Below are 24,527 nucleotides of genomic sequence, written 5' to 3' on the forward strand. Positions count from 1 at the left end.
CGTCAGCGCCGGACCAGCAACACCCCACTCTCCATGTGGTGGGTATAGGGGAACTGGTCGAACAACGCACAGCGCTCGATCTGGTGCGTGTCCTGCAACTGGGCAATGTTGGCCGCCAATGTTTCCGGATTGCACGAGATGTACAGGATCCGCTCGAAACGCCGGGTCAGCTCGCAGGTGTCCGGGTCCATGCCGGCCCGTGGCGGGTCGACGAACACCGTGCCGAACTCATAGCGCTTGAGGTCGATGCCTTCCAGGCGGCGGAACGGGCGAACGTCGTTCAAGGCCTGGGTCAGTTCCTCGGCCGACAGGCGCACCAAGCGCACGTTATCCACCGCGTTCTCGTCGAGGTTGCTCAGTGCGGCATTGACCGAGGTCTTGCTGATCTCGGTGGCCAGCACCTTGCGCACGCGGGTGGCCAGCGGCAGGGTGAAGTTGCCGTTGCCGCAATACAGCTCCAGCAGGTCGTCGTCGCGCTCGCCAATGGCGTCGTAGGCCCAGTTCAGCATCTTCTGGTTCACCGCGCCATTGGGCTGGGTGAACGCACCTTCCGGCTGGCGGTAGCTGAACACGCGGCCCGCCACGTCGAGCTTTTCCACTGCATAGTCACGCCCGACCACCAGCCGCTTGCCCTTGGAACGACCGATGACGCTCACCCCAAGGTCGCTGGCCAGTTGGCGCGCAGCCACTTCCCACGCCTCGTCCAGCGGGCGGTGGTAGCACATCGTGACCATCGCATCGCCGGCCAGGGTGGTGAGGAACTCCACCTGGAACAGGCGGTTTCCCAGTGCCTCGCTGGCCTGCCAGGCCGCTTTCAGGCGCGGCATCAGCGCGTTGATGCGCTCGCTGGCGATGGGGAAATCGTCGATCAGGATCGCCTTGTGTTTCTCCCCGGGGGCGAACATCGCATAGTGACGCTGGCCGTCCTCGCGCCACAGGCGGAACTCGGCCCGCAGGCGGTAGTGTTCGCGGGGCGACTCGAAAACAACCGGCTCCGGCGCGCCGAAGGGCGCCAGCAGCTCTCGCAGCCGGGCTACCTTGGCGTCCAGCTGCGTGGCGTAGGAGGAGGGGTCGAAGACAGCACTCATGCGTTGAACCAGCCCAACTTGATGACGAACAGGATGGAGAGGATCACCAGTGCCGGGTTCAGGTCGCGGTGGCGGCCGGAGATCAGCTTGACGGCGGTCCAGGCGATGAAGCCGAAGGCAATGCCGTTGGCGATCGAGTAGGTCAGCGGCATGGCCAGGGCAGTGACCACCACGGGGGCCGCTTCGGTGACATCGTCCCAGTTTATTTCCGCCAGGCCCGAGGCCATCAGCACCGCGACGAACAGCAGCGCCGGGGCAGTGGCGAAGGCCGGTACGCTACCGGCCAGCGGGGCGAAGAACAGCGCCAGCAGGAACAGCACGGCAACCACGATGGCGGTCAGGCCTGTGCGGCCACCGGCACTCACGCCCGCAGCCGATTCGATGTAGCTGGTGGTGGTCGAGGTGCCCAACAGCGAGCCGGCCATGGCCGCGGTGCTGTCGGCGATCAGGGCGCGGCCCATCTTCGGCATGTGGCCGTCCTTGCCCATCAGGCCGGCGCGCTTGGCCACACCGATCAGGGTACCGGAGTTGTCGAACAGGTCGACGAACAGGAAGGCGAAGATCACGCTGACCAGGCCAATGTCCAGGGCGCCTTTGATGTCCAGCTGCAGGAAGGTCGGTGCCAGCGATGGCGGCATCGAGACCACACCACCGAACGGGGTCACACCCATCAGGATCGAGGCAAGCGTGACCGCCAGGATACCGATCAGGACCGCACCGCGGACCTTGAGCGACTCAAGGCCAACGATCAGGAAGAAGCCCAGGGTGGCGAGAATCGGAGCGGGTTGCTTGAGGTCCCCCAAACCCACCAGGGTGGCAGGGTTATCGACGACGATGCCGGCATTGTGCAAGGCGATCAGCGCCAGGAACAGGCCGATGCCGGCGGCGATCGCCGAGCGCAGCGGCAGCGGGATGCTGTTCACGATCCATTCGCGGATGCGGAAGATCGACAGCAGGAAGAAGCACACCGCCGAGATGAACACTGCACCCAGCGCCACCTGCCAGGTGTGCCCCATATGCAGGACCACGGTGTAGGTGAAGAACGCGTTCAGGCCCATGCCCGGTGCCAGGGCGATCGGGTAGTTGGCGATCAGGCCCATGGTCGTCGAGCCGATGGCCGCGGCCAGGCAGGTGGCGACGAAGATCGCCCCTTTGTCCATGCCGGTCTCGCCGAGGATACTCGGGTTGACGAACAGGATGTAGGCCATGGCCAGGAAGGTGGTGACGCCCGCGAGAATCTCGGTGCGCACATTGGTGTTGTGTGCTCTTAGTTGAAACAGCCTTTCCAGCATGCCCGCTCCCCAAGGCGCCCCCGGCGCCGTGAATGTATCGACCCCATCAGCAAAGCACACGTCGTGGCGAACGGTGGTTTATGTGGGGCGGAAAAAAGCCGCGCATCATACCAGCATGGGGGGCCGGGGAGTATGGCCGTCGGGAGGGCTGTTCGGCCCTATCGCCGGCCAAAGGTACCTCGGCGACGTGCAGGCACCGGTGCAGGCCACGCTTCAGCTGTTGTGAAGCCGATCCCGCTTGGCCAACGTCGGGAACAGTTTTATCCACACCCCAGTCACCACCAGCGTCCCCACGCCACCCAGCACGACCGCCGGCACCGTGCCGAACCAGTGCGCCGTGACTCCGGATTCGAACTCTCCGAGTTGGTTCGAGGCACCGATGAACAACCCGTTCACCGCGCTCACCCGCCCGCGCATTTCGTCCGGTGTCTCCAGCTGTACGAAGGCGCCACGGATCACCATGCTGATCATGTCGGCCGCGCCCAGCACCACCAGTACCGCCAGCGAGAACCAGAAAGAGGTGGACAAGCCAAAGGCGATGGTCGCCACGCCGAACACGCCGACAGCGGTGAACATGGTCCGGCCCACTTTGCGCTCCACCGGGAAGCGTGCAAGCCATAGCGACATGAGCAGCGCTCCCACTGCAGGCGCCGAGCGCAGCAGACCAAGGCCCCAGGGGCCGGTGAGCAGGATGTCCTTGGCGAACACTGGCAGCAGCGCGGTGGCTCCGCCCAGCAGCACCGCGAACAAGTCGAGCGATATCGCCCCGAGAATATCGGGGCGGCTGCGGATGAAGCGGATCCCAGCCATCAGCGATTCCAGGCTGGCGCGGCCACGCTGAGTCACCTGCTGGCGGGATTCGAGGCTGAGCATTAGCAGGCAGGCGGTGGCATACAGGGCCACGGTTGGGCCGTATACCCAGATGCTGCCGAAGGCGTACAGGACCCCCCCCACGGCTGGAGCGATGATGGTCGCCGCCTGAGTCGCCGAGGCCGAGGCCGCCACCGCCCGCGGGAACAGTCCAGGCGGCACGACATTGGGCAGCAGGGCCTGGGTGGCCGGCATCTCGAACGAGCGGGTCGCCCCCAGGAGGAAGGCCAGCGCGAAGATCAGCTCGCGGGTGACGTTGTCGGTCAGGCTGCCCACGGCCAAGGCCAGTGCGATCAGCCCCTGGAGGCTTTGGCAGAGCGCGGCGACCTTGCGCCGGTCATAGCGGTCGGCGACATGCCCGGTGTGCAGCATGAACAGCACGCGGGGAGCGAACTCCACCAGACCGACCAGGCCCAGGTCGAGGACATTTCCGGTGAGCTGGTAGAGGTGCCAGCCGATGGCCACGGTGAGCATCTGGAAGCCGCTGGCGGTGAACACCCGGGCGAGCCAGAAGGCCAGGAACGGACGGTGGTGACGCAACAACTGCGGTGCGGAATCGGACATCGGAAACCTGTGGGCCTCGGCGCAGTAGAGGGGGCGGCAGGTTACCATCTGTTTGTAACAAGCGGTTACTGTTTGCCCAAATCGGCACTTTTTCACACCCTGGTAAAGTGGGTGGGGCAACCGGTCACGCGGCAATCCACCACACCGCCCAACGGTCCAATCGGGACTATGCTTCCAGAAAATTGTTGACTTGGATCAATCGTTGCGGTTGCAACGATACCGTCAGCGATTTTGGCCTTTTGGCCGGATTCCCTGCAGTCGAACAGAACAATTCCAACGCGCCGCACTCGACTACCGTGGGGGCAGTGGGTGATTGGGCCACACGCCCGGTCGCCGGATTATCTGAAGAGGAAGCACCATGTTCGGCTTAGAAGCCCTTGAGCTCGCCCGAATCCAGTTTGCCTTTACCGTGTCCTTTCACATCTTGTTCCCAGCCATCACCATCGGGCTGGCGAGCTACCTCGCGGTCCTCGAAGGCCTTTGGCTCAAGACCCACAACGATGTCTACCGCGACCTCTACCACTTCTGGTCGAAGATCTTCGCCGTCAACTTCGGCATGGGTGTGGTGTCCGGCCTGGTCATGGCCTATCAGTTCGGCACCAACTGGAGTCGATTCTCCGATTTTGCCGGTGCCGTTACCGGGCCATTGCTGACCTACGAGGTGCTCACGGCGTTCTTCCTCGAAGCCGGTTTCCTGGGTGTCATGCTGTTTGGCTGGAACCGTGTCGGTCGCGGCCTGCACTTCTTCGCCACGGTCATGGTGGCGCTCGGGACCCTGGTCTCGACCTTCTGGATCCTGGCGTCCAACAGCTGGATGCAAACACCCCAGGGCCACGAAATCATCGATGGCCGGGTGGTACCGGTGGACTGGCTGGCGGTGGTGTTCAACCCATCGTTCCCCTACCGCCTGATGCACATGGCCACCGCCGCCTTCGTCGCCACCGCCTTCTTCGTTGGCGCCTCGGCGGCCTGGCACCTGCTGCGCGGCCGGGATAACCCGGCGGTGCGCAAGATGCTGTCGATGGCCATGTGGATGGCCTTGATCGTGGCACCGGTGCAGGCAGTGATCGGTGACTTCCACGGCCTGAACACCCTCAAGCACCAGCCAGTGAAGATCGCCGCCATCGAAGGGCATTGGGAGAACGTGCCCGGCGAGCCGACCCCGCTGATTCTGTTCGGCATCCCTGACATGAAAGCCGAGACCACCCGCTTCAAGATCGAGATTCCCGCACTCGGCAGCCTGATCCTGACCCATAGCCTGGACAAGCAGGTTCCGGCGATGAAAGAGTTCCCGCCTGAGGACCGCCCCAACTCGACCATCGTGTTCTGGTCGTTCCGGGTCATGGTGGGCCTGGGCTTGCTGATGATCTTCGTCGGCCTGTGGAGCCTGTGGCTGCGCAAGCGCGGCACGCTGTACAGCAACCGCCCCTTCCTTTACCTCACCTTGTGGATGGGGCCATCCGGGCTGATCGCCATCCTTGCCGGTTGGTTCACCACTGAAATCGGCCGTCAGCCGTGGGTGGTGTATGGCTTGATGCGCACCTCCGAAGGGGTTTCCAACCATAGCTACTCCCAGCTTGGCTTCACCCTGGTGGCGTTCGTGGTGGTGTACTTCGCCCTGTTCGGTACCGGTCTTGGCTACATGATGCGCCTGGTACGCAAAGGGCCTAAGACAGGTGAGGGCGACGAGCACACGCCCGGGGGTCCTGGCCAGAAACGCACACCGGCGCGGCCGTTGTCCGCCGCCGATGATGGCAAAGAAGCCAACACCGTCAGCCTGAGCAAGGGGAACTGAGCCATGGGTATCGACCTTCCGCTGATCTGGGCGGTGATCATCATCTTCGGCGTCATGATGTATGTCGTGATGGATGGTTTCGACCTGGGAATCGGCATGCTCTTCCCCTTCGTCAAGGGCGAGCGTGACCGCGATGTGATGATGAATACCGTTGCGCCCGTATGGGACGGCAACGAGACTTGGCTGGTCCTGGGCGGGGCAGGACTGTTCGGTGCCTTCCCGATGGCCTATTCGGTGGTGCTCGAAGCGCTGTACCTGCCGCTGATCCTCATGCTGATCGGCCTGATCTTCCGGGGAGTGGCGTTCGAGTTTCGCTTCAAGGCCAAGGCCGACAAGCGCCACATCTGGGACAAGGCCTTCATCTGGGGTTCGCTGGTCGCGACGTTCTTCCAGGGCGTTGCGTTGGGCGCTTTCATCGAGGGCTTCAAGGTCGTCGATCGGCATTTTGCCGGTGGCACCCTCGACTGGTTGACCCCGTTCAGCCTGTTCAGCGGTCTGGGCCTGATCGTCGCCTACACACTGCTCGGCTGCACGTGGTTGATCATGAAGACCGAAGGGGCGCTGCAGCAGCAGATGCATGACCTGGCCAAGCCCTTGGCGCTGGTGCTGCTGGTGGTGATCGGTATCGTCAGCCTGTGGACGCCGATTGCCTATCCGCAAATCGCCGACCGCTGGTTCAGCATGCCCAACCTGGTCTGGTTCATGCCGGTGCCGATCCTGGTGCTGGTGACCTTCTACGGGTTGCTCAAGGCGGTGGCGCGCAATGCCCACTACACCCCGTTCCTGTTGACCCTGGTGCTGATTTTCCTCGGCTACAGCGGATTGGGTATCAGCCTGTGGCCGAACATCATCCCGCCGTCGATCTCGATCTGGGATGCCGCGGCACCGCCGCAGAGCCAGGGCTTCATGCTGGTGGGCACCTTGTTCATCCTGCCGTTCATCCTGGGGTATACCTTCTGGAGCTACTACGTGTTCCGCGGCAAGGTGACCCCTGACGACGGCTATCACTAGGAGGGCCGCACGATGACCGGTAAACATGGCCTGGAAGAGAAAAAGCCACTGTGGCAGCGACTGGGTTGGCTGGTGTTGATCTGGGCGTTGAGTGTCGCGGCACTGGGCGTGGCGGCTTACGTGATGCGCCTGTTCATGGGGGCGGCGGGTTTGACCACCCACTGAGCCTTTTGGCCTGATCGCCGGCAAGCCGGCTTGCCGGCGATCAAGCCCTGGACCTTAGCGACTCACTTGCGGGCTTTGAGAATCACGAACTTCGGTGTCGCCGCCACTTGCTCCACACCCCGGAACAGCCGCGACAGCTTGCTGTGGTAACCCAGGTGCCGGTTACCGACGATGTACAGCGCGCCGCCCACCACCAATGCCTCACGGGCCTGCTGGAACATGCGCCAGGCAAGAAAGTCGCCTACTACTTGCTGTTGGTGGAACGGCGGGTTGCACAGCACGACGTCCAGCGATTGTCTTTCCTGTCCTGCCAGCCCGTCGCCCGGCATGACGGTCACCGCGCGGTCGCCCAGCGCGGCTTGCCAGTTTTCCCGGGCCGATTGCACGGCCATGTACGATTCATCGACCAGCGTGTAAAGGGCGTCCGGGTTTTCCAGAGCGCTGGCGATCGCCAGCACGCCATTGCCGCAACCCAGGTCCGCCACGCGGGCCTGGCCCAGATGACGCGGCAGATGTGGGAGGAAGGCGCGGGTGCCGATATCCAGCCCTTCGCGGCAGAACACGTTGGCATGGTTGACCAGTTCGAGCGTCGGGGAGTCCAGGCGGTAGCGTGTCGGGTAGGGCGAGGTGGCGACTGTGCGCTCGGCGACCGTGGCCGTCAGCAGCCGTGCTTTTTTCTGAGCCAGTGACGCCTGTACCGGGCCGATGTACTTTTCCATCAGGTCGCCCGCAGCGCGCGGCAGGTGCTTGATCATGGCGCCGGCAATCACCTGGGTACCGGGCGTCAGGTGACCTTGCAGACGGATCAGCTGCTCTTCGAGCAGGGCCAGGGTCTTGGGTACGCGCACCAGCACACGGTCGAAGGGGCCTTGCCAGTGTTCGCTGGCCGGGACGAAGGGCACGCTGTCATAGGCCTGGCCATTACGCGCAAGGTTCTTTTCCAGGGCCAGGCGGGCCAGGTGCGAGTCGCCGCTGCTGACCACCTGGAAGTGGCCGGCCAGACTGACGGCCAGGGCGCCGAAACTGTCATTGAGCACCAGTACTCGGCAGCCTGCGTCGTTCGCCTGAGCGTGCAAGTGCTCGAGCAGATACTCATCGGCGGCATCGAAAGCCTGCAGCGGGTCGTTGGCCTGCTCCGGCTGGCGGATCAGGTCGAGTTCGGCGTAGGGGGTGTTCAACAGGGGCATGGCGTCTGGCTCGGGTACGGATCTGCCCAAGGCGGATCGCCTCGGACTTTGCTGCGGATTCTACAGGGCTTTGCCGAAGGTCGCAGGAAAGGCTGTCAGATCCACCCGCGCAATGCGGCAATGGCAATGGCGCCTGCCTTGTTGGCGGCATTGGTCTTGGTGATGACGCTGCGGATGTGAAAGTTCACCGTGCTTTGCGACAGGGACAGGATGCAGGCAACGTCGGCGGCGGTCTTGCCGGCGGCCGACCACTTCAGCACTTCCAGTTCTCGCTCGCTCATCTTCGGTTGCGGGGGGCACAGTTCACTCAGGTGGTATTCGCCAATCACCGCGTGCAACGTTTGGCACAGCCACAGGACGCTCGCGCCTTTCTCATAGAGCTCTTGAATACCTATCGGGTTGCACGGTCTGGACACACTCAACTGGCTTTCGTTGTGCTGTAAATCGTGCACCGATTGGGTCCAGCCGTGACGCAGGCCGTGCAGGCAGGCGGCTTCACGAAACTGCGGCGCTTCACGATACAGCTCGTCCGACCAGAGCACCGGCATGGTTGAGTGGTGACTCATTTGCGCGGCCGCGTCTTGCTTGTGAAAGTCATCGCACTGACAGCGTGTGATCCATTCGTTCGGGTAGTTGCTATAGAGATAAAGCTTGGGCGTCTGCGTGGCGATCTGGATGCGAAGCTTCAGGCCGACGTATTCCATGCCGAGGTCCTGGGCCAGATGCACCGCCAGGTCGAACAAGCGAGAGGGGTCGCGCTCGGTGGCAAGCTCATGAAGATGCTCGGGCTTCCAGTGAAGCATCGGGTCACACTCCCTTAAGGCTCTTGAAGAATCCAATTCATTTGCACACAGCGATTGATTGTAGGAAAAGTCCGACTATTAAGTTGGGATTTTTTTGTTATAGCGATCAAGTTTTTCTGTGAATTTGACGTGATAATCCGACTTTGGCCCTACAATCCGACGGTTTTTATCCAGGCTGCTTTGCGCGACACTGGGGGCACGCCCACCATGGAAGCCCGTCATGACCGCCAGCGCCGAGAAGTTCACCCGTCAGACCCTGCTCGATGTTCAGCCGCTGACCCCCAGCCTGTTCAGCTTGCGCGTCACCCGTGACCCGGGCTTCCGTTTCCGCGCGGGTCAGTTCGCGCGGCTGGGCGTGACCAAGGCTGATGGCAGTGTGGTATGGCGTGCCTACTCCATGGTCAGCGCACCCCATGACGAATTTCTCGACTTCTTCTCCATCGTGGTACCCGGCGGCGAATTCACCAGTGAGCTGAGCCGGCTGAAAGAGGGCGATTCACTGCTGATCGATCGCCAGGCTTTCGGCTATCTGACCCTGGACCGCTTCGTCGGTGGGCGTGATCTGTGGCTGTTGGCAACCGGCACAGGTATCGCGCCATTCATGTCGATCTTGCAGGACTTCGAGGCCTGGGAGCGCTTCGACAACATCAAGCTGGTGTATTCCGTGCGCGAGGCCAGGGAGCTGGCGTATGTGGATGAGATCGCCGGGTTGGAGCTGCGTGACTACCTGGCGGAGTACGCGGGCAAATTGCAGTTCATGCCAGTGGTCACCCGCGAAAGGCACCCAGGCGCGTTGAATGCGCGTATCACCACGCTGATCGAAAACGGCGAGCTGGAAAAAGCGGCGGGGCTGGAACTGTCGCCTGAACATTCGCGGATCATGCTGTGCGGTAACCCGCAAATGATCGACGAGACACGCAAGGTGCTCAAGGCACGGGATCTGCACTTGAGCCTGAGTAAGCGCCCGGGCCAGGTGGCGGTGGAAAACTACTGGTAAGCGTCTGAAACGGTGCCGGTTCCGTAGCGGCCGGCTGGTCGGCGATGGGGGGCGCAAGGCGCCCCCAGCCATGTCACGGCAAGCGATTCTGGTTCTGCGTCTTGAGTAGATCGCGAATCTCGGTGAGCAGCGTTTCCTCGGCGCTCGGCACTGGTGGAGCGGAGGGCGCCACGGCTTCTTCACGCTTCAGGCGGTTGATCGCCTTCACGCCCATGAAGATGGCGAAGGCAACGATCAGGAAGTCGATGACGGTCTGGATGAACTTGCCGTAGGCCAGCACCACCGCCGGGACATCGCCCTCTGCGGCCTTCAGGGTCACGGCGAGGTCGCTGAAGTCGACACCACCGATGATAAGGCCCAGTGGCGGCATGATCACATCGCCCACGAAGGACGAGACGATCTTGCCGAAGGCGGCGCCGATGATGATACCTACCGCCATATCGACGACATTTCCCTTGACCGCGAAGGCCTTGAACTCACTGAGCATGCCCATGCTGGACTCCTTGTAACAAATGGTTAGGTAAACGCAGTGTAAGCCAACAAATCGCTTTATGCGTTGCATTCAGGCTTACCGACTGCGGCTGCAACGAATAGTTTTGTCGCATCCCGAGGCGTTCGAGACACGTCCCGCTCGGCTATCATGGCGGTTTTTTCCAGGAGACCGAGTCCATGGCCAAGGCCAAGCGCTTGTATGGCTGCACCGAGTGCGGCGCGACCTTCCCCAAATGGGCCGGCCAATGCGGTGAGTGTGGGGCCTGGAACACCCTGGTCGAAACCATGATCGAAAGCGGCGGTGCAGCTGCACCGAGTGGCCGTACGGGATGGGCTGGGCAGCAGGCTCAGATCAAGACCCTGGCCGAAGTCAGCGTCGAGGAAATCCCGCGTTTCACCACCAGCAGCGCTGAGCTTGACCGCGTACTGGGTGGCGGTCTGGTGGACGGCTCGGTGGTGCTGATCGGGGGCGATCCGGGTATCGGCAAGTCGACCATCCTGCTGCAGACCCTGTGCAACATTGCCACGTCCATGCCTGCTCTATACGTCACGGGCGAAGAGTCCCAGCAACAGGTGGCCATGCGCTCGCGACGCTTGGGCTTGCCGCAGGACCAGCTCAAGGTGATGACTGAGACGTGCATCGAGACCATCATCGCCACTGCGCGCGTGGAAAAGCCTCGGGTGATGGTGATCGACTCGATCCAGACCATTTTTACCGAGCAATTGCAGTCGGCCCCCGGTGGCGTGGCTCAGGTGCGCGAGAGTGCGGCGTTGCTGGTGCGCTATGCCAAGCAGAGTGGAACCGCGATTTTCCTGGTCGGGCACGTCACCAAGGAAGGTTCGCTGGCTGGCCCACGGGTACTGGAGCACATGGTCGACACCGTGCTGTATTTCGAGGGTGAGTCCGATGGCCGACTGCGTTTGTTGCGGGCGGTGAAGAATCGCTTCGGCGCGGTCAACGAACTGGGCGTGTTCGGCATGACCGACCGTGGCCTGAAGGAAGTCTCCAACCCGTCGGCGATTTTCCTCAACCGCGCCCAGGAAGAAGTGCCGGGCAGTGTGGTCATGGCTACCTGGGAAGGCACCCGGCCGATGCTGGTGGAAGTGCAGGCATTGGTCGACGACAGCCACCTGGCCAACCCGCGCCGGGTCACCCTGGGCCTGGACCAGAACCGCCTGGCGATGTTGCTGGCAGTGTTGCATCGTCATGGCGGTATCCCTACGCACGATCAGGATGTGTTCCTTAACGTGGTGGGTGGGGTCAAGGTGCTGGAGACAGCCTCCGACCTGGCCTTGTTGGCGGCGGTGATGTCCAGCTTGCGCAATCGCCCGCTTGCCCATGGCTTGCTGGTATTCGGTGAAATCGGCCTGTCCGGCGAGGTTCGCCCGGTGCCCAGTGGCCAGGAACGCCTGAAAGAGGCGGCCAAGCATGGCTTCAAGCGCGCCATCGTGCCCAAGGGCAATGCGCCGAAGGAGGCGCCGGCAGGATTGCAGATAATTGCAGTGACACGCCTGGAACAGGCGCTGGACGCACTTTTCGAGTAGCGTTTAACCCGTTGCGGCCCTTTGGCGGGTACTGCGCTGCGTTGAGCACCTACGGCGAGGGGGCCAAGGCAGGCCAATGAAAAAGGGGCCGACGATGCGCATCGGCCCCCACCTTACCGCTCAGTCAGCGGTCAATGCTCGGCAACCGGCGTTCGTTTGGGTGCTGCGTTGCCATGCTCGTCGAGCTCCATCACGGGCACTTCAGTCCCCTCGGCATCGAATAGCTTGCCGTCCTTGAAGTAGTCGCCATCACGCAACGCCGAGATATCCGAGTACTGGATGGTGCGCTCATAGGCTGCGGCAAACACCGACTGCTGGTCCGAGTTACCCGCAGTGAAGTGGTTGAAGATCAGGTTGAGCAGAATCGCCATGATCGCCGCCGAGCTGATGCCCGAGTGGAAGATGGTCTCGAACCAGTTCGGGAAGTGATGGTAGAAGGTCGGTGCCGCGATCGGGATCATGCCAAAGCCCAGCGAAGCGGCGACGATGATCAGGTTCACGTTGTTCTTGTAATTGACCTTCGACAGGGTACGAATCCCGCTGGCCGCCACGGTGCCGAACAGCACGATGCCGGCACCGCCCAGTACAGGCGTGGGTACCGCGGCAATCACGCGTCCCATGATCGGCAGCAGCCCGAGTACCACCAGGATCGCACCACCGGTGGCCACCACATAACGGCTCTTGACCCCGGTCACCGCGACCAGGCCGACGTTCTGGGCGAAGGCGCTCTGGGTGAACGAGCCGAAGATCGGTGCCAGGATGCTCGATGCCATATCGGCGCGCAGGCCGTTACCCAGGCGCTTGGAATCGACCTTGGTGTCGATGATCTCGCCGACGGCGAGGATATCGGCCGAGGTTTCCACCAGGGTCACCATGATCACGATGCACATCGACAGGATCGCGGCGATGTGGAAGGTCGGCATGCCGAAGTGGAACGGGCTTGGGAAGGCGAACAGCGGGCCTTCGGTGACCTTGCTGAAATCGGTCATGCCCAGCGCCCAGGCAATCAGGGTACCGACCACCATGGCCAGCAGGATCGACAGGCGCGAGATGGTCGCGCTGCCCAGCTTGCTCAGCAGCAGGACGATGGCGAAGGTCAGCGCCGCCAGGCCAATGTTGGCCACACTGCCGAACTCCGGTGAGGCGCTGTTGCCCCCCATCACCCAGCGTGCGGCCACGGGCATCAGGGTCAGGCCGATGGTGGTGATGACGATACCGGTGACCAGTGGTGGAAAGAACTTGGTGATGCGCGAGAACACCGGGGTGATCAGGAAGCCGATGAACGACGCCGCCATGACCGCGCCTAGCACGCCTGGCAAACCGCCGCCTCCCTCACTGCTGAGAATCGCGCCCATGGTCGCCACGCCGGCGAACGACACCCCTTGCACCAGTGGCAACTGGCAACCGAAGAACGGCAGGCCAAGGGTTTGCAATAACGTGGCCAGCCCCCCGGCGAACAGCGACGCTGCGATCAGCAGGCCGATCTCGGCGGGGTTCAGGCCGGCAGCCTGCCCGAGGATCAGGGGGACCGCGACGATCCCGCCATACATGGTCAACACATGTTGCAGACCATAGGCCAGGTTGGCACCAAGACCGAGGTTTTCGTCCTCGGGGCGCTTGGCGGGAGACGTGCTAGGGGACGACGTAGTCATGGAGCAGGCTCTCTGTTTATTGTTGTGCGACTACTGTAGACATTTCCTACAAATCATTGCCACAACAATTGTATACAATTTTTTGATTGGAGCAGGAACACAGATGCCCGCAAGGGGCGTTTTGCGTGAATGCAGAATGCGTTCCAACTTGTGAAAAGCTGTATCAGAGGGGTGTGTACAAAGCGCCGGTAACCCGGAAGAAAGCTGTCTGGGTAGACAAGAAACGTGATGTGGGAACTACGTTAGCTAGCTAAGAGATTTCATTCTTCGATGAGTTGGCGCAGTTCGCGCATCATTTCGGTGCTGTCGGCCACGTTCAATTCCACAAGACGGTGCAAATGCGTCATGGACTCGATGTCGATGTATAGGCAAGTGAAGCCGAGGCGGTGAGGTTCCTCATGGCGCAGTTCCACCTGCATCTTCACGCGGTTCTGTGGGTCGAGTTCGATGATCGCGTCGAAATCCTGGGTCAGGTCGGCATCCCAGGGTTGAGGGCATTCGACCAGCAAGCCCTTGAGCGACAGATCGAGCAGTTTCACCGGCCAGCGGCGATTGCCCTGGCGCAGTTCGGTGGGGGCATCGAAGGGGATGCGCTGAAAGCGGCGGCGTTCGTCGTGTGCGCTCATGTGAAAGCCCTCGTGGGTTCTTCCTGACTATAGTTATTGCTGTAGATGAACCAGGTACTCGAATCTGGCCGCAGAGGCTCTAGGCCAAAGCAGGTATGGCAATGCGCGATGACACGCCCTAGACTCGATGGGCGGTCTTTTCCAATCCACCAGCTGGAAGCAAACCATGAACAACAATAATAGCCTGCTACGCCACATTCCGTGGTTGGCGCTGGCAGTCATAGGCGCCTGTGCGCTGGGTGTGGTCGCCCTGCGCCGCGGCGAGGCGATCAACGCCTTGTGGATCGTGGTCGCGGCAGTGGCCATCTACCTGGTCGCCTATCGTTACTACAGCCTTTTCATCGCCACCAAGGTGATGCAACTCGACCCTCGGCGGGCAACCCCGGCGGTACTCAACAACGATGGTCTGGACTATGTCCCGACCAACAAGCACATCCTCTTCGGTCACCACTTCGCTGCCATCGCAGGCGCTGGCCCCTTGGTCGGTCCGGTTCTGGCCGCGCAGATGGGCTACCTGCCCGGCACGCTCTGGCTGATTGCCGGTGTGGTGCTGGCCGGTGCGGTGCAGGACTTCATGGTCCTGTTCCTGTCTACCCGCCGCAATGGCCGCTCGCTGGGCGACATGGTGCGCGAGGAAATGGGGCGTATCCCAGGGACCATCGCCCTGTTCGGCTGCTTCCTGATCATGATCATCATCCTGGCGGTGTTGGCGCTGATCGTGGTCAAGGCCCTGGCCGAGAGCCCATGGGGTATGTTCACGGTCATGGCGACGATCCCGATCGCGATGTTCATGGGCATCTACATGCGCTACATCCGTCCGGGCCACATCGGCGAGATTTCGGTCATCGGCGTGGTCTTGCTGCTGGCGTCGATCTGGCTGGGGGGCCAGATCGCCGCGGATCCAGTCTGGGGCCCGGCGTTCACCTTTACCGGCGTGCAGATCACCTGGATGCTGGTGGGCTACGGCTTCGTCGCTGCCGTGCTGCCGGTATGGCTGGTGCTGGCGCCGCGTGACTACCTGTCGACCTTCCTCAAGATCGGTACCATCGTTGGCCTGGCCATCGGTATCCTGATCATCGCCCCTGAGCTGAAGATGCCGGCGCTGACCCAGTTCACCGACGGCACTGGCCCGGTGTGGAAGGGCACCCTGTTCCCGTTCCTGTTCATCACCATCGCCTGCGGTGCGGTGTCCGGCTTCCACGCGCTGATCTCCTCGGGGACCACGCCCAAGCTGCTGGATAACGAAACCAATGCCCGTTACATCGGCTACGGCGGCATGCTGATGGAATCGTTCGTCGCCATCATGGCCATGGTTGCCGCGTCGGTGATCGAGCCGGGCGTGTACTTCGCCATGAACAGCCCGGCCGCAGTGGTCGGTGCCGACGTCGCTTCGGTGGCGCAAACGGTCAGCAGCTGGGGCTTCATGATTACCCCAGAGCAGTTGGAAGCCACTGCCCGCGACATTGGCGAACACACCATCCTGGCCCGTGCCGGTGGTGCGCCGACCTTGGCGGTGGGTATCGCGCAGATCCTGCACCAGGTGCTGCCGGGTGAGAACACCATGGCCTTCTGGTACCACTTCGCGATTCTGTTCGAGGCCCTGTTCATCCTGACCGCGGTGGATGCCGGTACCCGTGCTGGCCGCTTCATGCTGCAGGACCTGCTGGGCAGCTTCGTGCCCGCCCTCAAGCGCACCGAGTCGTGGACCGCCAACCTGATCGGTACCGCAGGATGCGTGGCGCTGTGGGGTTACCTGCTGTACCAGGGCGTGATCGATCCGCTGGGTGGCATCAACACCCTGTGGCCGCTGTTCGGTATCTCCAACCAGATGCTGGCCGGTATCGCCTTGATGCTCGGCACTGTGGTACTGATCAAGATGAAGCGCCAGCGCTATGTCTGGGTCACCCTGCTGCCAGCGGTGTGGCTGCTGATCTGCACCACCACGGCGGGCCTGATCAAGCTGTTCGACCCGAACCCCGCGGTCGGTTTCCTGGCCCTGGCCAAGAAATACAGCACCGCACTGGACGCCGGCCAGGTACTGGCCCCGGCCAAGGACATCGGTCAGATGCAGCATGTGATCTTCAATGCCTACACCAACGCCGGCCTGACCGTGCTGTTCTTGTTGGTGGTGTTCAGCGTGCTGTTCTTCGCCATCAAGGTTGGCTTCGCCGCCCTGGGTCGCAAGGAGCGCACCGACAAGGAAACCCCGTTCCAGGCGCTGCCTGACGCGTAACCCAAGAGGAATACCGAGATGTTCAACGACCTGGGTCGACTGGGGAAGTACCTGGGGCAGGCAGCCCGCCTGATGGTCGGCATGCCCGACTACGACAACTATGTCGAGCACATGCAGACCAAGCACCCGGACAAGCCGGTGATGACGTACGAGGAGTTCTTCCGGGAACGCCAGGAAGCGCGTTACGGTGGCAAGTCCGGACCCAAGTGCTGTTGAACATCGACCTCTGCTAGCTTGTCCCGGCCTCATCGCCGGCAAGCTGGCTGCTACAGGAACCCAACAGGCCTCAGGGCGCGTTCGGTTGTAGTAGTAGCCAGCTCGCTGGAGATGGGGCCGCTGTCTTTTCCGCCAAGGAGATTTTCTGCGTGCAGACGCCTATTCCCGTTACTGTTCTCACCGGCTTCCTCGGGGCTGGCAAGACCACGCTGCTCAAGCACATGCTCAAGACCGAGCACGGCCTGAAAATCGCCGTGATCGAAAACGAATTCAGCGAGGCCGGCATCGACAGCCAGTTGCTGGGTGACGAGCCGGTTCAGGTGATGACCCTAGCCAATGGCTGCGTGTGCTGCAGCATCCATGGTGACCTGACCCGCGCGCTCTACCTGCTGCTCGAACGCCTGGATGCTGGCGAAATTGCCTTCGATCGCCTGGTGATCGAGTGCACCGGCCTGGCCGATCCGGCACCCGTGGCCCAGACCTTCTTCGTCGATGAGGAGCTGCGTGATCGCTACATCCTCGACGGCATCATCACCCTGGTCGACGCCGCCCATGCCGACGTGCACCTGACCCAGACCATTGCCCAGGCACAGGTCGGTTTTGCCGACCGCCTGTTGTTGAGCAAGACCGACCTGGTCGAACCGGCAACCGTGGAGGCACTGCGCGAGCGCCTGGCGCGTATCAATGGCCGGGCGGCCATTCGTGTGGTGGAGCACGGCCGTATCGATCTTGCCGAGCTTCTGGATGTTCGCGGTTTCAACCTCAATCCGGACTTGGGCACGAACCTCAAGCCATCCTTGCGCCCGGTACTCAAGCCGGCCACGCCGGACCGCATCAGCACCCTGGTGTTGCGTACCGAAACGGCGCTGGACATCGACCGCCTCAGCGCCTTCATGAACGAGCTGCTGGAAAACCACGGCAAGCAATTGCTGCGCTACAAGGGCGTGTTGAACATTGCCGGGGAGGACCGCAAGCTGGTGTTCCAGGGCGTGCTCAAGCTCTATGGCTTCGACTGGGATGCCGAATGGGCCGAGGATGAAGTGCGTGAAAGCGTGATGGTGTTCATCGCCGACGAGCTGCCCGAAGTCAAGATTCGGGCTGGGTTCGAGGCGCTGGCCGAGGGTTGAGCCGGGTGGGCGCCTGGGCCTCGAACCACTGTGGCCATGAGCTGCGGTGGCGTGTCTGGACTTCGATGCACGGGATCAGCCGCTCGCTGAGCACCGCGGTCTGCCGCACCGCCTTGGCGGTGCGATACTTGACGCTGTGGATGCATTCGCGGTCGCCGAACTCGCAGCGATTCAGCGCGGTGCCGCCGCAGGGCCCGTTGGCCAGCCCCTTGGGGCAGGTTTCCGGACAGATATAGAGCGTGTCTTCGAGGCGGCAGTGGCCGCATGTGTCGCAACCCACCAACGGGCGCTTCACGCCACGTTCCAGCGTGTGCAGCACACGGGCGCCAAGGCGTGTTGTCCACAGCGGTTGTCGCACCGCCCAGCCAAAGGCCTTGCTCAGCCAATTGCGGCGGCTGAACAGCAGTCGGTGCATCCCGTGCATCACGTGATAGCGCAGCTTCTCTCTACCCGAGGCAGCGACCCGCGACTCACCCTGGCGCCAACCGGCCTGAGGAGGATGGAACACTACCGCAGGCAGCCCCGGCATCTGCCAGCTGGCCTGCCAGGCGGGTGCCCATTGCTGCAACGAGTGGATTTGCCCTTGCCAGTGCTCGATCCGTGCCTCCAGGGCCAGCAGTTGCTTGAGCGCGTGAATACCTGACAGGTGCACGCCGGCGTAGCCCATCAACCGGGTGCCAATGATCTGCAGCGCCAGCCGATCGATGCTGCGGGCCTGGGCGAAGGCCTTGGACTGTGCGGCTTCCGCTTCAAGGATGTCGCGCATGGAGGGCGTGACGGTGACGCCGGCCACATGGTCGAGCATCGCTGCGCGCCCATGGGTGAGGCTCATCAGGCAGGCTAGCATCGGCTTGGGCGTGGCCTGGCGGCTCATCCAGCGGATGGCTTCCTGATGTTTGTCAGCGTCGAAGCCCAGTTGAAGGGTGAAGAAATCGGCGCCTGCTGCCAGTTTTTTCTCGGCCTTGAAGTACTGGGCACCGCCTTCTTCCTCGCGGTACTTGAATGGATTGAGCGCGGCACCGAGCAGCCAATGGGGGCAGGCTTGTCGCGCGATCTGCAAGGCTGCTACCGATTCCAGGTAACGTATCGAACGTTGTCCGGGTTCATGGCCTGGCAGGCGGTCGCCAGTGAGCAGCAGCAATTGATCGAGGCCGGCGGCGTCCATGCGTTGCAACTGGGCAAGCAGATGATGGCGCTCGCGGTCCTTGCCAGAAAAATGCGGCAAGGCAGGCAGCGGTTTGCCGAAAGAGGCGAGGGCGTCCAGGGGTGACATGTCCAGCGGGCTGCCGACTCGGTCGCCGATGGCCACGGTCATCGGCCAGCCACACAGATGCGCACGGTCCATGATCGCTTCCATGGCGGCGAAGCGTTCCGCGGAGGGCTTGGGGACGAACTCCATGACGCAGACGAAGGTATTCTCGCGAAGCGCCGTTTTCAGCAGGCTCATGGGGGTACCTGGTTGGGGCAGGGGAGCATTGTGCGGCAGGTTGTGAAGAGGGTCATGTCTGATAGCGTATGGAATTGCTTTGAAAGAGACATTCATCCTCATGCCGCGGGTGTAATCCGCTTTGTCGGCAAAAAAGAAGCGCGAACCCAATCATGAGTAAATCTTGTGTTCATCTCAAATTTAATGAGTTTGTCTCAAGATTACCCGTGCCTGACAATTCCCTCATTCATTTTCTGCATTCTGAGGGACAAGAACATGGCACTGGCACACAACCTCGGCTTTCCGCGTATCGGCCGCGATCGCGAGCTGAAAAAGGCCCAGGAAGCGTTCTGGAAGGGCGAGCTTGACGAAGCCGGACTGCGAGAGGTCGGCCGTGCGCTGCGTGCCAGTCACTGGCAGTTGCAAAAGGACGCGGGTATCGACTTGCTGCCAGTGGGCGATTTTGCCTGGTATGACCAGGTACTGACCCACTCCCTGACGTTTGGCGTGATCCCTGAGCGATTCCGTGGCCAGGACGGCGCCAGACCTACCCTGCAGACGCTGTTCGCCATGGCACGTGGCGTCAGTGCCAACTGCTGTGGCGGTGCTCACGCTCAGGAAATGACCAAGTGGTTCGACACCAACTACCACTACCTGGTCCCGGAGTTCACCGCAGACCAGCTGTTCAGCCTGAGCTGGGAACAGCTGTTCGAGGAAGTAGACGAAGCCAAGGCCCTGGGGCATGGGGTCAAGCCGGTGGTGATCGGCCCCCTGACCTACCTGTGGCTAGGCAAGACCAAGGGATCGGACTTCGACAAGCTCGACTTGCTCGATCGCCTGCTGCCGCTCTACGACCAGATCCTCAATCGTCTGGCTATCCAAGGCGTGGAGTGGGTGCAGATCGATGAGCCGATTCTGGCCCTGGACCTGCCACAAGATTGGAAAAACGCGTTCGAGCGTGCCTACAACATCCTTCAGCGTGCACCGCTGAAGAAGCTGGTCGCCACTTATTTTGGCGGCCTTGAAGACAACCTGGGCCTGGCTGCCAACCTGCCCGTCGATGGTTTGCACATCGACCTGGTACGTGCGCCGGAACAGTACCCGACCATCCTCGACCGTCTGCCGGCCTACAAGGTGTTGTCGCTGGGGCTGGTCAACGGTCGGAACGTCTGGCGCTGCGACCTGGAAAAAGCCCTGCAAGTGGCGCGTAATGCCCATGACCGCCTGGGTGATCGCCTGTGGGTCGCACCGTCCTGCTCGCTGCTGCACAGCCCAGTGGATCTGGCCCGTGAAGACCAGCTCGATACCGAGCTCAAAAGCTGGTTGGCTTTCGCTGTACAGAAGTGCGAAGAGGTGGCGGTGCTGGCCCAGGCGCTCAATCAGCCGCAAGCGGCCGAAGTGGCGGTGGCCCTGGAGCGTAGCCGAGCGGTGCAGGCCAGCCGCGCTGCTTCGCCGCGTATCCACAAGCCCGCGGTGCAGGCGCGTCTGGCGGCCATCAGGCCCGCCGACAGCCAGCGCCAATCGGCCTTCGAACAGCGTATTGTCAAGCAACGCGCAGGCCTGGCCCTACCAGCGTTTCCGACCACCACCATTGGCTCGTTCCCGCAGACCTCGGCTATTCGCCTGGCGCGCCAGTCGTTCAAGCAGGGCAAACTGACCGAGGCCGACTATGTCGAAGCCATGCACAGCGAGATCCGTCACGCTGTCGAGATCCAGGAAAGCCTGGGCCTGGATGTGCTGGTGCACGGTGAAGCCGAGCGCAATGACATGGTCGAATACTTTGCTGAACAACTCGATGGCTATGTGTTCACCCGTTTCGGCTGGGTCCAGAGCTACGGTTCACGCTGCGTGAAGCCTGCGGTGATCTACGGTGACCTGAGCCGTCCCAAGCCCATGACCGTGGGTTGGATCAGCTACGCCCAGAGCCTCACCAGCAAGGTGATGAAGGGCATGCTGACCGGGCCGGTGACCATGCTGATGTGGTCGTTCCCACGCGAGGATGTGAGCCGGGAAACCCAGGCCCGCCAGCTGGCGCTGGCGATTCGCGACGAAGTGGTCGACCTGGAAGCAGCGGGCATCAGGATCGTACAGATCGACGAAGCAGCGTTCCGCGAGGGCTTGCCTCTGCGCCGCAGTGCATGGGCGGCGTACCTGGAATGGGCGACCGAGGCCTTCCGACTGTGTGCGTCGGGCGTGCGTGACGAAACCCAGATCCACACCCACATGTGCTACAGCGAGTTCAATGACGTGATCGAGTCGATCGCCGCCATGGACGCGGATGTGATCACCATCGAGACCTCGCGTTCGGACATGGAGTTGCTGGAAGCCTTCGAGCAGTTCGACTACCCCAACGAGATCGGTCCAGGCGTATACGACATCCACTCGCCGCGAGTGCCCAGTCGTGAAGAGATGGTCAAGTTGCTGCGCAAGGCGGCTCAGCGTATTCCAGCCGCGCGCTTGTGGGTGAATCCGGATTGCGGGCTGAAGACCCGTGGCTGGCCGGAAACCGAAGCGGCGTTGGTCAACATGGTCGCTGCGGCACGCGAGCTGCGCGCCACGGCGTGATGACCTTATCGCCGGCAAGCTGGCTCCTACAGGTGCGACGTAGGCGGCAGGCGTGCCGGCGATGAGCCACGAATCAGCGCTCGATGGCCAGGGCAACGCCCTGCCCACCACCAATGCACAGGGTAGCCAGCCCTTTCTTCGCATCGCGTTTGATCATTTCGTGCAGCAGCGTCACCAGTACGCGGCATCCGGAAGCCCCGATCGGGTGGCCCAGGGCAATGGCTCCACCATTGACATTGACCTTGTCGGTATCCCATTCCAGCGCCTTGCCCACGGCCAGGGCTTGTGCTGCGAAGGCTTCGTTCGCTTCGATCAGGTCCAGGTCGGCCAGCTGCCAGCCGGCCTTGTCCAGGCAACGCTGGCTGGCGGATACCGGGCCGATGCCCATGATCGCCGGGTCTACCCCCGCGCTGGCGTAGGCGGCAATCCTCGCCAGCACCGGCAAGCCCAGGGCTTGGGCCTTGCTGGCGCTCATCAGCAGCACGGCCGCAGCGCCGTCGTTGAGGCTGGAGGCATTGCCTGCGGTCACGCTGCCATCCTTCTTGAATGCCGGGCGCAGTTTGGCCAGGGATTGTGCAGTCGTGTCGGGGCGAGGTTGCTCGTCACGGTCGAAGACCTTGGGGTCGCCTTTTTTCTGCGCCAGCACGATCGGGGTGATCTCGTCCTTGAAGCGCCCGGACTCGATGGCAGCCACGGCCTTGCGTTGGGACTCGGCGGCAAAGGCATCCTGCTGCTCACGGCTCAGGCCGTACTTGTCCACCAGGTTCTCGGCGGTGATGCCCATGTGGTAGTCGTTGAACGCGTCCCACAGGCCGTCGGTGATCATGCTGTCGATCAGTTGGCCATGGCCCATGCGCTGGCCGGTGCGGGCCGACGGCATGACATAAGGCGACAAGCTCATGTTCTCCTGGCCGCCGGCAATCACCACCTCGGCGTCGCCGCAGCGAATAGCCTGGGCCGCCAGGTGCAGGGCCTTGAGGCCCGAGCCGCAAACCTTGTTCAGGGTCAGCGCTGGCACACTGTAGGGCAGGCCGGCCTTGATCGCCGCTTGGCGGGCAGGGTTCTGGCCGGCTCCCGCGGTGAGTACCTGGCCAAGGATCACTTCGTCGACCTGGGCCGGGTCCAGTCGGGTTTGCTCCAGCAGATGCTTGATCACGGCCGCGCCGAGCTCTACGGCAGGCACGTTGGCCAAGGCACCCTGGAAGCTGCCGATGGCGGTGCGGGTTGCGGCGACGATCACCACGTCGTTCATTTTGTTGTTCTCCGGGCAAGGGGGCGCCGCGCGGGCGCATTACCGCCAGCATCGGTCGGTTGGGTTCATTTGTTAAGTTTGTTTTTCTTTGGCATTGATATGAAAAACAAATAAGTGCCTGGCCTCGCCGCTCTTCGCGCGGATACTTCAACCTGGTGTCACCGGATGGGCGCCAGAACGCCTCGCGCGGTTTGAATCCCCCCAATCACCCCGTAATATGTGTCGGATAACCGGTGGGGGTAGTCTCACCCTCTAGATCAATCGGAATCGCCCGTGGCGGCGCTTCCTGGCATAAACCTGACGAGGTACAGACATTGGCCATCATTCATCCTAAGGTCCGCGGTTTCATCTGCACCACGACCCACCCGAAGGGCTGCGAGCTCAACGTCCGTGACCAGATCGAAGCCACCCGCAAGCTGGGCGTGCGCGAGGATGGTCCGAAGAAGGTCCTGGTCATTGGTGCCTCCAGTGGCTACGGCCTGGCTGCTCGCATCACCGCAGCCTTTGGCTTCAAGGCCGATACCCTGGGTGTGTTCTTCGAAAAACCGGGCACCGAGACCAAGGCGGGTACCGCCGGCTGGTACAACGCCGCTGCCTTCGACAAGTTCGCCAAAGCCGAAGGCCTGTACAGCAAGTCGATCAACGGTGATGCCTTCTCGGACGAAGCCCGCGCCAAGGTCATCGAACTGATCAAGAACGAAATGGGCGGCCAGGTCGACTTGGTGATCTACTCGCTGGCTTCGCCTGTGCGTAAGCTGCCACAGACCGGTGAGCTGGTTCGTTCCTCGCTCAAGCCGATCGGTCAGCCGTACAAGTCGACCGCTATCGACACCAACAAGGACACCATCATCGAGGCCAGCATCGAGCCGGCCACCGAGCAGGAAATCGCCGATACCGTCACCGTCATGGGTGGCCAGGACTGGCAACTGTGGATCGACGCCCTGGCAGGCGCCAACGTGCTCGCCGAAGGCGCACGCACCGTTGCCTTCAGCTACATCGGCACCGAAATCACCTGGCCGATCTACTGGCATGGTGCCCTGGGCAAGGCCAAGCAGGACCTGGACGAAACCGCCCTGCGCCTGGACAAGAAACTGGCCGGTGAGATCAAGGGCGGCGCCAACGTGGCAGTGCTCAAATCGGTGGTCACCCAGGCCAGCTCGGCCATTCCGGTGATGCCGCTGTACCTGTCGATGGTGTTCAAGATCATGCAGGAAAAGGGCGTCCACGAGGGCACCCAGGACCAGCTGGACCGTATGTTCCGCGACCGCATGTACCGTGCCGATGGCCAGCCGGCCGACGTCGATGAAAAGGGCCGTCTGCGCCTGGACGATTGGGAGCTGCGCGACGACGTACAGGACGCCTGCAAGGCGCTGTGGCCGCAAGTGACCACCGAGAACCTGTTCGAGCTGACCGACTATGCCGGTTACAAGAAGCAGTTCCTCAACCTGTTCGGTTTCGAGCGTGCTGACGTCAACTACGACGAAGATGTGGCTACCGACGTGAAGTTCGACTGCATCGAGCTGTAATCGGGTCCGGCCCGTACTGCCCCTGATCGCCGACAAGTCGGCTCCTGCAAATCCTGTAGGGGTCGGCGTGCCGGCGATAGGGCCGGTACAGACAT

20 protein-coding genes are annotated in these 24,527 nt (G+C 62.3%); 10 read left to right on the plus strand and 10 right to left on the minus strand.

From position 1 onward, the window contains the following. Positions 1 to 2: 2 nt before the first annotated feature. The 3 genes from trmA to IF103_RS03860 all read right to left on the minus strand — a co-directional run bounded on the left by trmA (position 3) and on the right by IF103_RS03860 (position 3,814). Positions 3 to 1,088 carry a tRNA (uridine(54)-C5)-methyltransferase TrmA gene (gene trmA / locus IF103_RS03850; protein ID WP_023378694.1) on the minus strand — a complete coding sequence of 362 codons (1,086 nt, stop codon included), beginning with the start codon at positions 1,086 to 1,088 and terminating at the stop codon, positions 3 to 5. Next, positions 1,085 to 2,380, minus strand: a complete 1,296-nt coding sequence (locus tag IF103_RS03855; protein ID WP_023378695.1) for an NCS2 family permease — start codon at positions 2,378 to 2,380, stop codon at positions 1,085 to 1,087. Before IF103_RS03855 ends, trmA begins: the two co-directional genes overlap by 4 nt. Positions 2,381 to 2,593: 213 nt before the next feature. Further along, positions 2,594 to 3,814: an MFS transporter gene (locus IF103_RS03860; RefSeq protein WP_202675881.1), complete on the minus strand. Its 1,221-nt coding sequence runs from the start codon at positions 3,812 to 3,814 to the stop codon at positions 2,594 to 2,596. A gap of 358 nt (positions 3,815 to 4,172) precedes the next feature. On the opposite strand from IF103_RS03860, the gene IF103_RS03865 reads away from it, so the two are divergent. The 3 genes from IF103_RS03865 to IF103_RS03875 are packed head-to-tail and all read left to right on the plus strand — an operon-like array spanning position 4,173 to position 6,785. Further along, entirely contained in the window at positions 4,173 to 5,609 is a 1,437-nt protein-coding gene (locus tag IF103_RS03865) for a cytochrome ubiquinol oxidase subunit I (protein ID WP_023378697.1), read from the plus strand. 3 nt (positions 5,610 to 5,612) lie between these two features. Further along, a complete protein-coding gene (cydB, locus tag IF103_RS03870) occupies positions 5,613 to 6,620 on the plus strand; it encodes a cytochrome d ubiquinol oxidase subunit II (RefSeq protein WP_023378698.1) in 1,008 nt (335 codons plus the stop codon). Positions 6,621 to 6,632: 12 nt separating this feature from the next. After that, positions 6,633 to 6,785 carry a DUF2474 domain-containing protein gene (locus IF103_RS03875; RefSeq protein ID WP_023378699.1) on the plus strand — a complete coding sequence of 51 codons (153 nt, stop codon included), beginning with the start codon at positions 6,633 to 6,635 and terminating at the stop codon, positions 6,783 to 6,785. 62 nt (positions 6,786 to 6,847) lie between these two features. Here IF103_RS03875 and IF103_RS03880 read toward each other — a convergent pair whose 3' ends face one another. Continuing rightward, positions 6,848 to 7,972 carry a methyltransferase gene (locus IF103_RS03880; protein WP_202675882.1) on the minus strand — a complete coding sequence of 375 codons (1,125 nt, stop codon included), beginning with the start codon at positions 7,970 to 7,972 and terminating at the stop codon, positions 6,848 to 6,850. 95 nt (positions 7,973 to 8,067) lie between these two features. Continuing rightward, complete coding sequence (locus IF103_RS03885; protein ID WP_023378701.1) at positions 8,068 to 8,775, minus strand: autoinducer binding domain-containing protein; 708 nt, start codon at positions 8,773 to 8,775, stop codon at positions 8,068 to 8,070. Between the two features lie 220 nt (positions 8,776 to 8,995). Here IF103_RS03885 and IF103_RS03890 point away from each other — a divergent pair, with 220 nt between their 5' ends. Then, a complete protein-coding gene (locus IF103_RS03890) occupies positions 8,996 to 9,772 on the plus strand; it encodes a ferredoxin--NADP reductase (RefSeq protein WP_023378702.1) in 777 nt (258 codons plus the stop codon). Between the two features lie 73 nt (positions 9,773 to 9,845). Here IF103_RS03890 and mscL read toward each other — a convergent pair whose 3' ends face one another. Then, on the minus strand, positions 9,846 to 10,265 hold the full coding sequence (gene mscL, locus IF103_RS03895) for a large-conductance mechanosensitive channel protein MscL (protein WP_023378703.1): 420 nt from the start codon (positions 10,263 to 10,265) through the stop codon (positions 9,846 to 9,848). Positions 10,266 to 10,441: 176 nt separating this feature from the next. Between mscL and radA the strand changes: the two genes are divergently transcribed. After that, a complete protein-coding gene (gene radA / locus IF103_RS03900) occupies positions 10,442 to 11,809 on the plus strand; it encodes a DNA repair protein RadA (RefSeq protein ID WP_023378705.1) in 1,368 nt (455 codons plus the stop codon). A gap of 131 nt (positions 11,810 to 11,940) precedes the next feature. Here the strand turns inward: radA and IF103_RS03905 are convergent, their stop codons facing one another. Together IF103_RS03905 and IF103_RS03910 are read right to left on the minus strand one after the other, a co-directional pair. Next, on the minus strand, positions 11,941 to 13,461 hold the full coding sequence (locus IF103_RS03905; protein WP_202675883.1) for a nucleobase:cation symporter-2 family protein: 1,521 nt from the start codon (positions 13,459 to 13,461) through the stop codon (positions 11,941 to 11,943). A 260-nt stretch (positions 13,462 to 13,721) separates the two neighbouring features. Further along, the gene (locus IF103_RS03910) at positions 13,722 to 14,087 is read right to left on the minus strand and encodes a PilZ domain-containing protein (RefSeq protein WP_023378708.1); all 366 of its coding nucleotides are present in this window, start codon (positions 14,085 to 14,087) and stop codon (positions 13,722 to 13,724) included. A 166-nt stretch (positions 14,088 to 14,253) separates the two neighbouring features. Here IF103_RS03910 and IF103_RS03915 point away from each other — a divergent pair, with 166 nt between their 5' ends. The 3 genes from IF103_RS03915 (at position 14,254) to yjiA (ending at position 17,663) form a co-directional block, all read left to right on the plus strand. Then, positions 14,254 to 16,320, plus strand: coding sequence for a carbon starvation CstA family protein (locus tag IF103_RS03915; RefSeq protein ID WP_023378709.1), 2,067 nt, complete (start codon positions 14,254 to 14,256; stop codon positions 16,318 to 16,320). Positions 16,321 to 16,338: 18 nt separating this feature from the next. Next, positions 16,339 to 16,536, plus strand: coding sequence for a YbdD/YjiX family protein (locus tag IF103_RS03920; protein ID WP_013974210.1), 198 nt, complete (start codon positions 16,339 to 16,341; stop codon positions 16,534 to 16,536). A 149-nt stretch (positions 16,537 to 16,685) separates the two neighbouring features. Continuing rightward, complete coding sequence (gene yjiA / locus IF103_RS03925; protein ID WP_104882947.1) at positions 16,686 to 17,663, plus strand: GTPase; 978 nt, start codon at positions 16,686 to 16,688, stop codon at positions 17,661 to 17,663. Here the strand turns inward: yjiA and IF103_RS03930 are convergent. After that, the gene (locus tag IF103_RS03930) at positions 17,623 to 19,110 is read right to left on the minus strand and encodes a methylenetetrahydrofolate reductase C-terminal domain-containing protein (RefSeq protein WP_104882946.1); all 1,488 of its coding nucleotides are present in this window, start codon (positions 19,108 to 19,110) and stop codon (positions 17,623 to 17,625) included. The genes yjiA and IF103_RS03930 overlap by 41 nt on opposite strands. Before the next feature lie 255 nt (positions 19,111 to 19,365). Here IF103_RS03930 and metE point away from each other — a divergent pair, with 255 nt between their 5' ends. Next, a complete protein-coding gene (metE, locus tag IF103_RS03935; protein ID WP_023378712.1) occupies positions 19,366 to 21,654 on the plus strand; it encodes a 5-methyltetrahydropteroyltriglutamate--homocysteine S-methyltransferase in 2,289 nt (762 codons plus the stop codon). A gap of 73 nt (positions 21,655 to 21,727) precedes the next feature. Here the strand turns inward: metE and IF103_RS03940 are convergent, their stop codons facing one another. Next, positions 21,728 to 22,906, minus strand: coding sequence for an acetyl-CoA C-acetyltransferase (locus tag IF103_RS03940; RefSeq protein ID WP_023378713.1), 1,179 nt, complete (start codon positions 22,904 to 22,906; stop codon positions 21,728 to 21,730). 314 nt (positions 22,907 to 23,220) lie between these two features. Here IF103_RS03940 and fabV point away from each other — a divergent pair, with 314 nt between their 5' ends. After that, entirely contained in the window at positions 23,221 to 24,432 is a 1,212-nt protein-coding gene (gene fabV / locus IF103_RS03945; protein WP_023378714.1) for an enoyl-ACP reductase FabV, read from the plus strand. Positions 24,433 to 24,527: the final 95 nt, after the last annotated feature.

Source organism: Pseudomonas sp. SK2, assembly GCF_016772395.1.
Taxonomy (GTDB): domain Bacteria; phylum Pseudomonadota; class Gammaproteobacteria; order Pseudomonadales; family Pseudomonadaceae; genus Aquipseudomonas; species Aquipseudomonas taiwanensis.

What these genes read in the sequence shown, in the direction of transcription:
- trmA (WP_023378694.1), bottom strand. Translation starts at nt 1,088, where the DNA reads ATGAGTGCTGTCTTCGACCCCTCCTCCTACGCCACGCAGCTGGACGCC.
- IF103_RS03855 (WP_023378695.1), bottom strand. Translation starts at nt 2,380, where the DNA reads ATGCTGGAAAGGCTGTTTCAACTAAGAGCACACAACACCAATGTGCGC.
- IF103_RS03860 (WP_202675881.1), bottom strand. Translation starts at nt 3,814, where the DNA reads ATGTCCGATTCCGCACCGCAGTTGTTGCGTCACCACCGTCCGTTCCTG.
- IF103_RS03865 (WP_023378697.1), top strand. Translation starts at nt 4,173, where the DNA reads ATGTTCGGCTTAGAAGCCCTTGAGCTCGCCCGAATCCAGTTTGCCTTT.
- cydB (WP_023378698.1), top strand. Translation starts at nt 5,613, where the DNA reads ATGGGTATCGACCTTCCGCTGATCTGGGCGGTGATCATCATCTTCGGC.
- IF103_RS03875 (WP_023378699.1), top strand. Translation starts at nt 6,633, where the DNA reads ATGACCGGTAAACATGGCCTGGAAGAGAAAAAGCCACTGTGGCAGCGA.
- IF103_RS03880 (WP_202675882.1), bottom strand. Translation starts at nt 7,972, where the DNA reads ATGCCCCTGTTGAACACCCCCTACGCCGAACTCGACCTGATCCGCCAG.
- IF103_RS03885 (WP_023378701.1), bottom strand. Translation starts at nt 8,775, where the DNA reads ATGCTTCACTGGAAGCCCGAGCATCTTCATGAGCTTGCCACCGAGCGC.
- IF103_RS03890 (WP_023378702.1), top strand. Translation starts at nt 8,996, where the DNA reads ATGACCGCCAGCGCCGAGAAGTTCACCCGTCAGACCCTGCTCGATGTT.
- mscL (WP_023378703.1), bottom strand. Translation starts at nt 10,265, where the DNA reads ATGGGCATGCTCAGTGAGTTCAAGGCCTTCGCGGTCAAGGGAAATGTC.
- radA (WP_023378705.1), top strand. Translation starts at nt 10,442, where the DNA reads ATGGCCAAGGCCAAGCGCTTGTATGGCTGCACCGAGTGCGGCGCGACC.
- IF103_RS03905 (WP_202675883.1), bottom strand. Translation starts at nt 13,461, where the DNA reads ATGACTACGTCGTCCCCTAGCACGTCTCCCGCCAAGCGCCCCGAGGAC.
- IF103_RS03910 (WP_023378708.1), bottom strand. Translation starts at nt 14,087, where the DNA reads ATGAGCGCACACGACGAACGCCGCCGCTTTCAGCGCATCCCCTTCGAT.
- IF103_RS03915 (WP_023378709.1), top strand. Translation starts at nt 14,254, where the DNA reads ATGAACAACAATAATAGCCTGCTACGCCACATTCCGTGGTTGGCGCTG.
- IF103_RS03920 (WP_013974210.1), top strand. Translation starts at nt 16,339, where the DNA reads ATGTTCAACGACCTGGGTCGACTGGGGAAGTACCTGGGGCAGGCAGCC.
- IF103_RS03930 (WP_104882946.1), bottom strand. Translation starts at nt 19,110, where the DNA reads ATGAGCCTGCTGAAAACGGCGCTTCGCGAGAATACCTTCGTCTGCGTC.
- metE (WP_023378712.1), top strand. Translation starts at nt 19,366, where the DNA reads ATGGCACTGGCACACAACCTCGGCTTTCCGCGTATCGGCCGCGATCGC.
- IF103_RS03940 (WP_023378713.1), bottom strand. Translation starts at nt 22,906, where the DNA reads ATGAACGACGTGGTGATCGTCGCCGCAACCCGCACCGCCATCGGCAGC.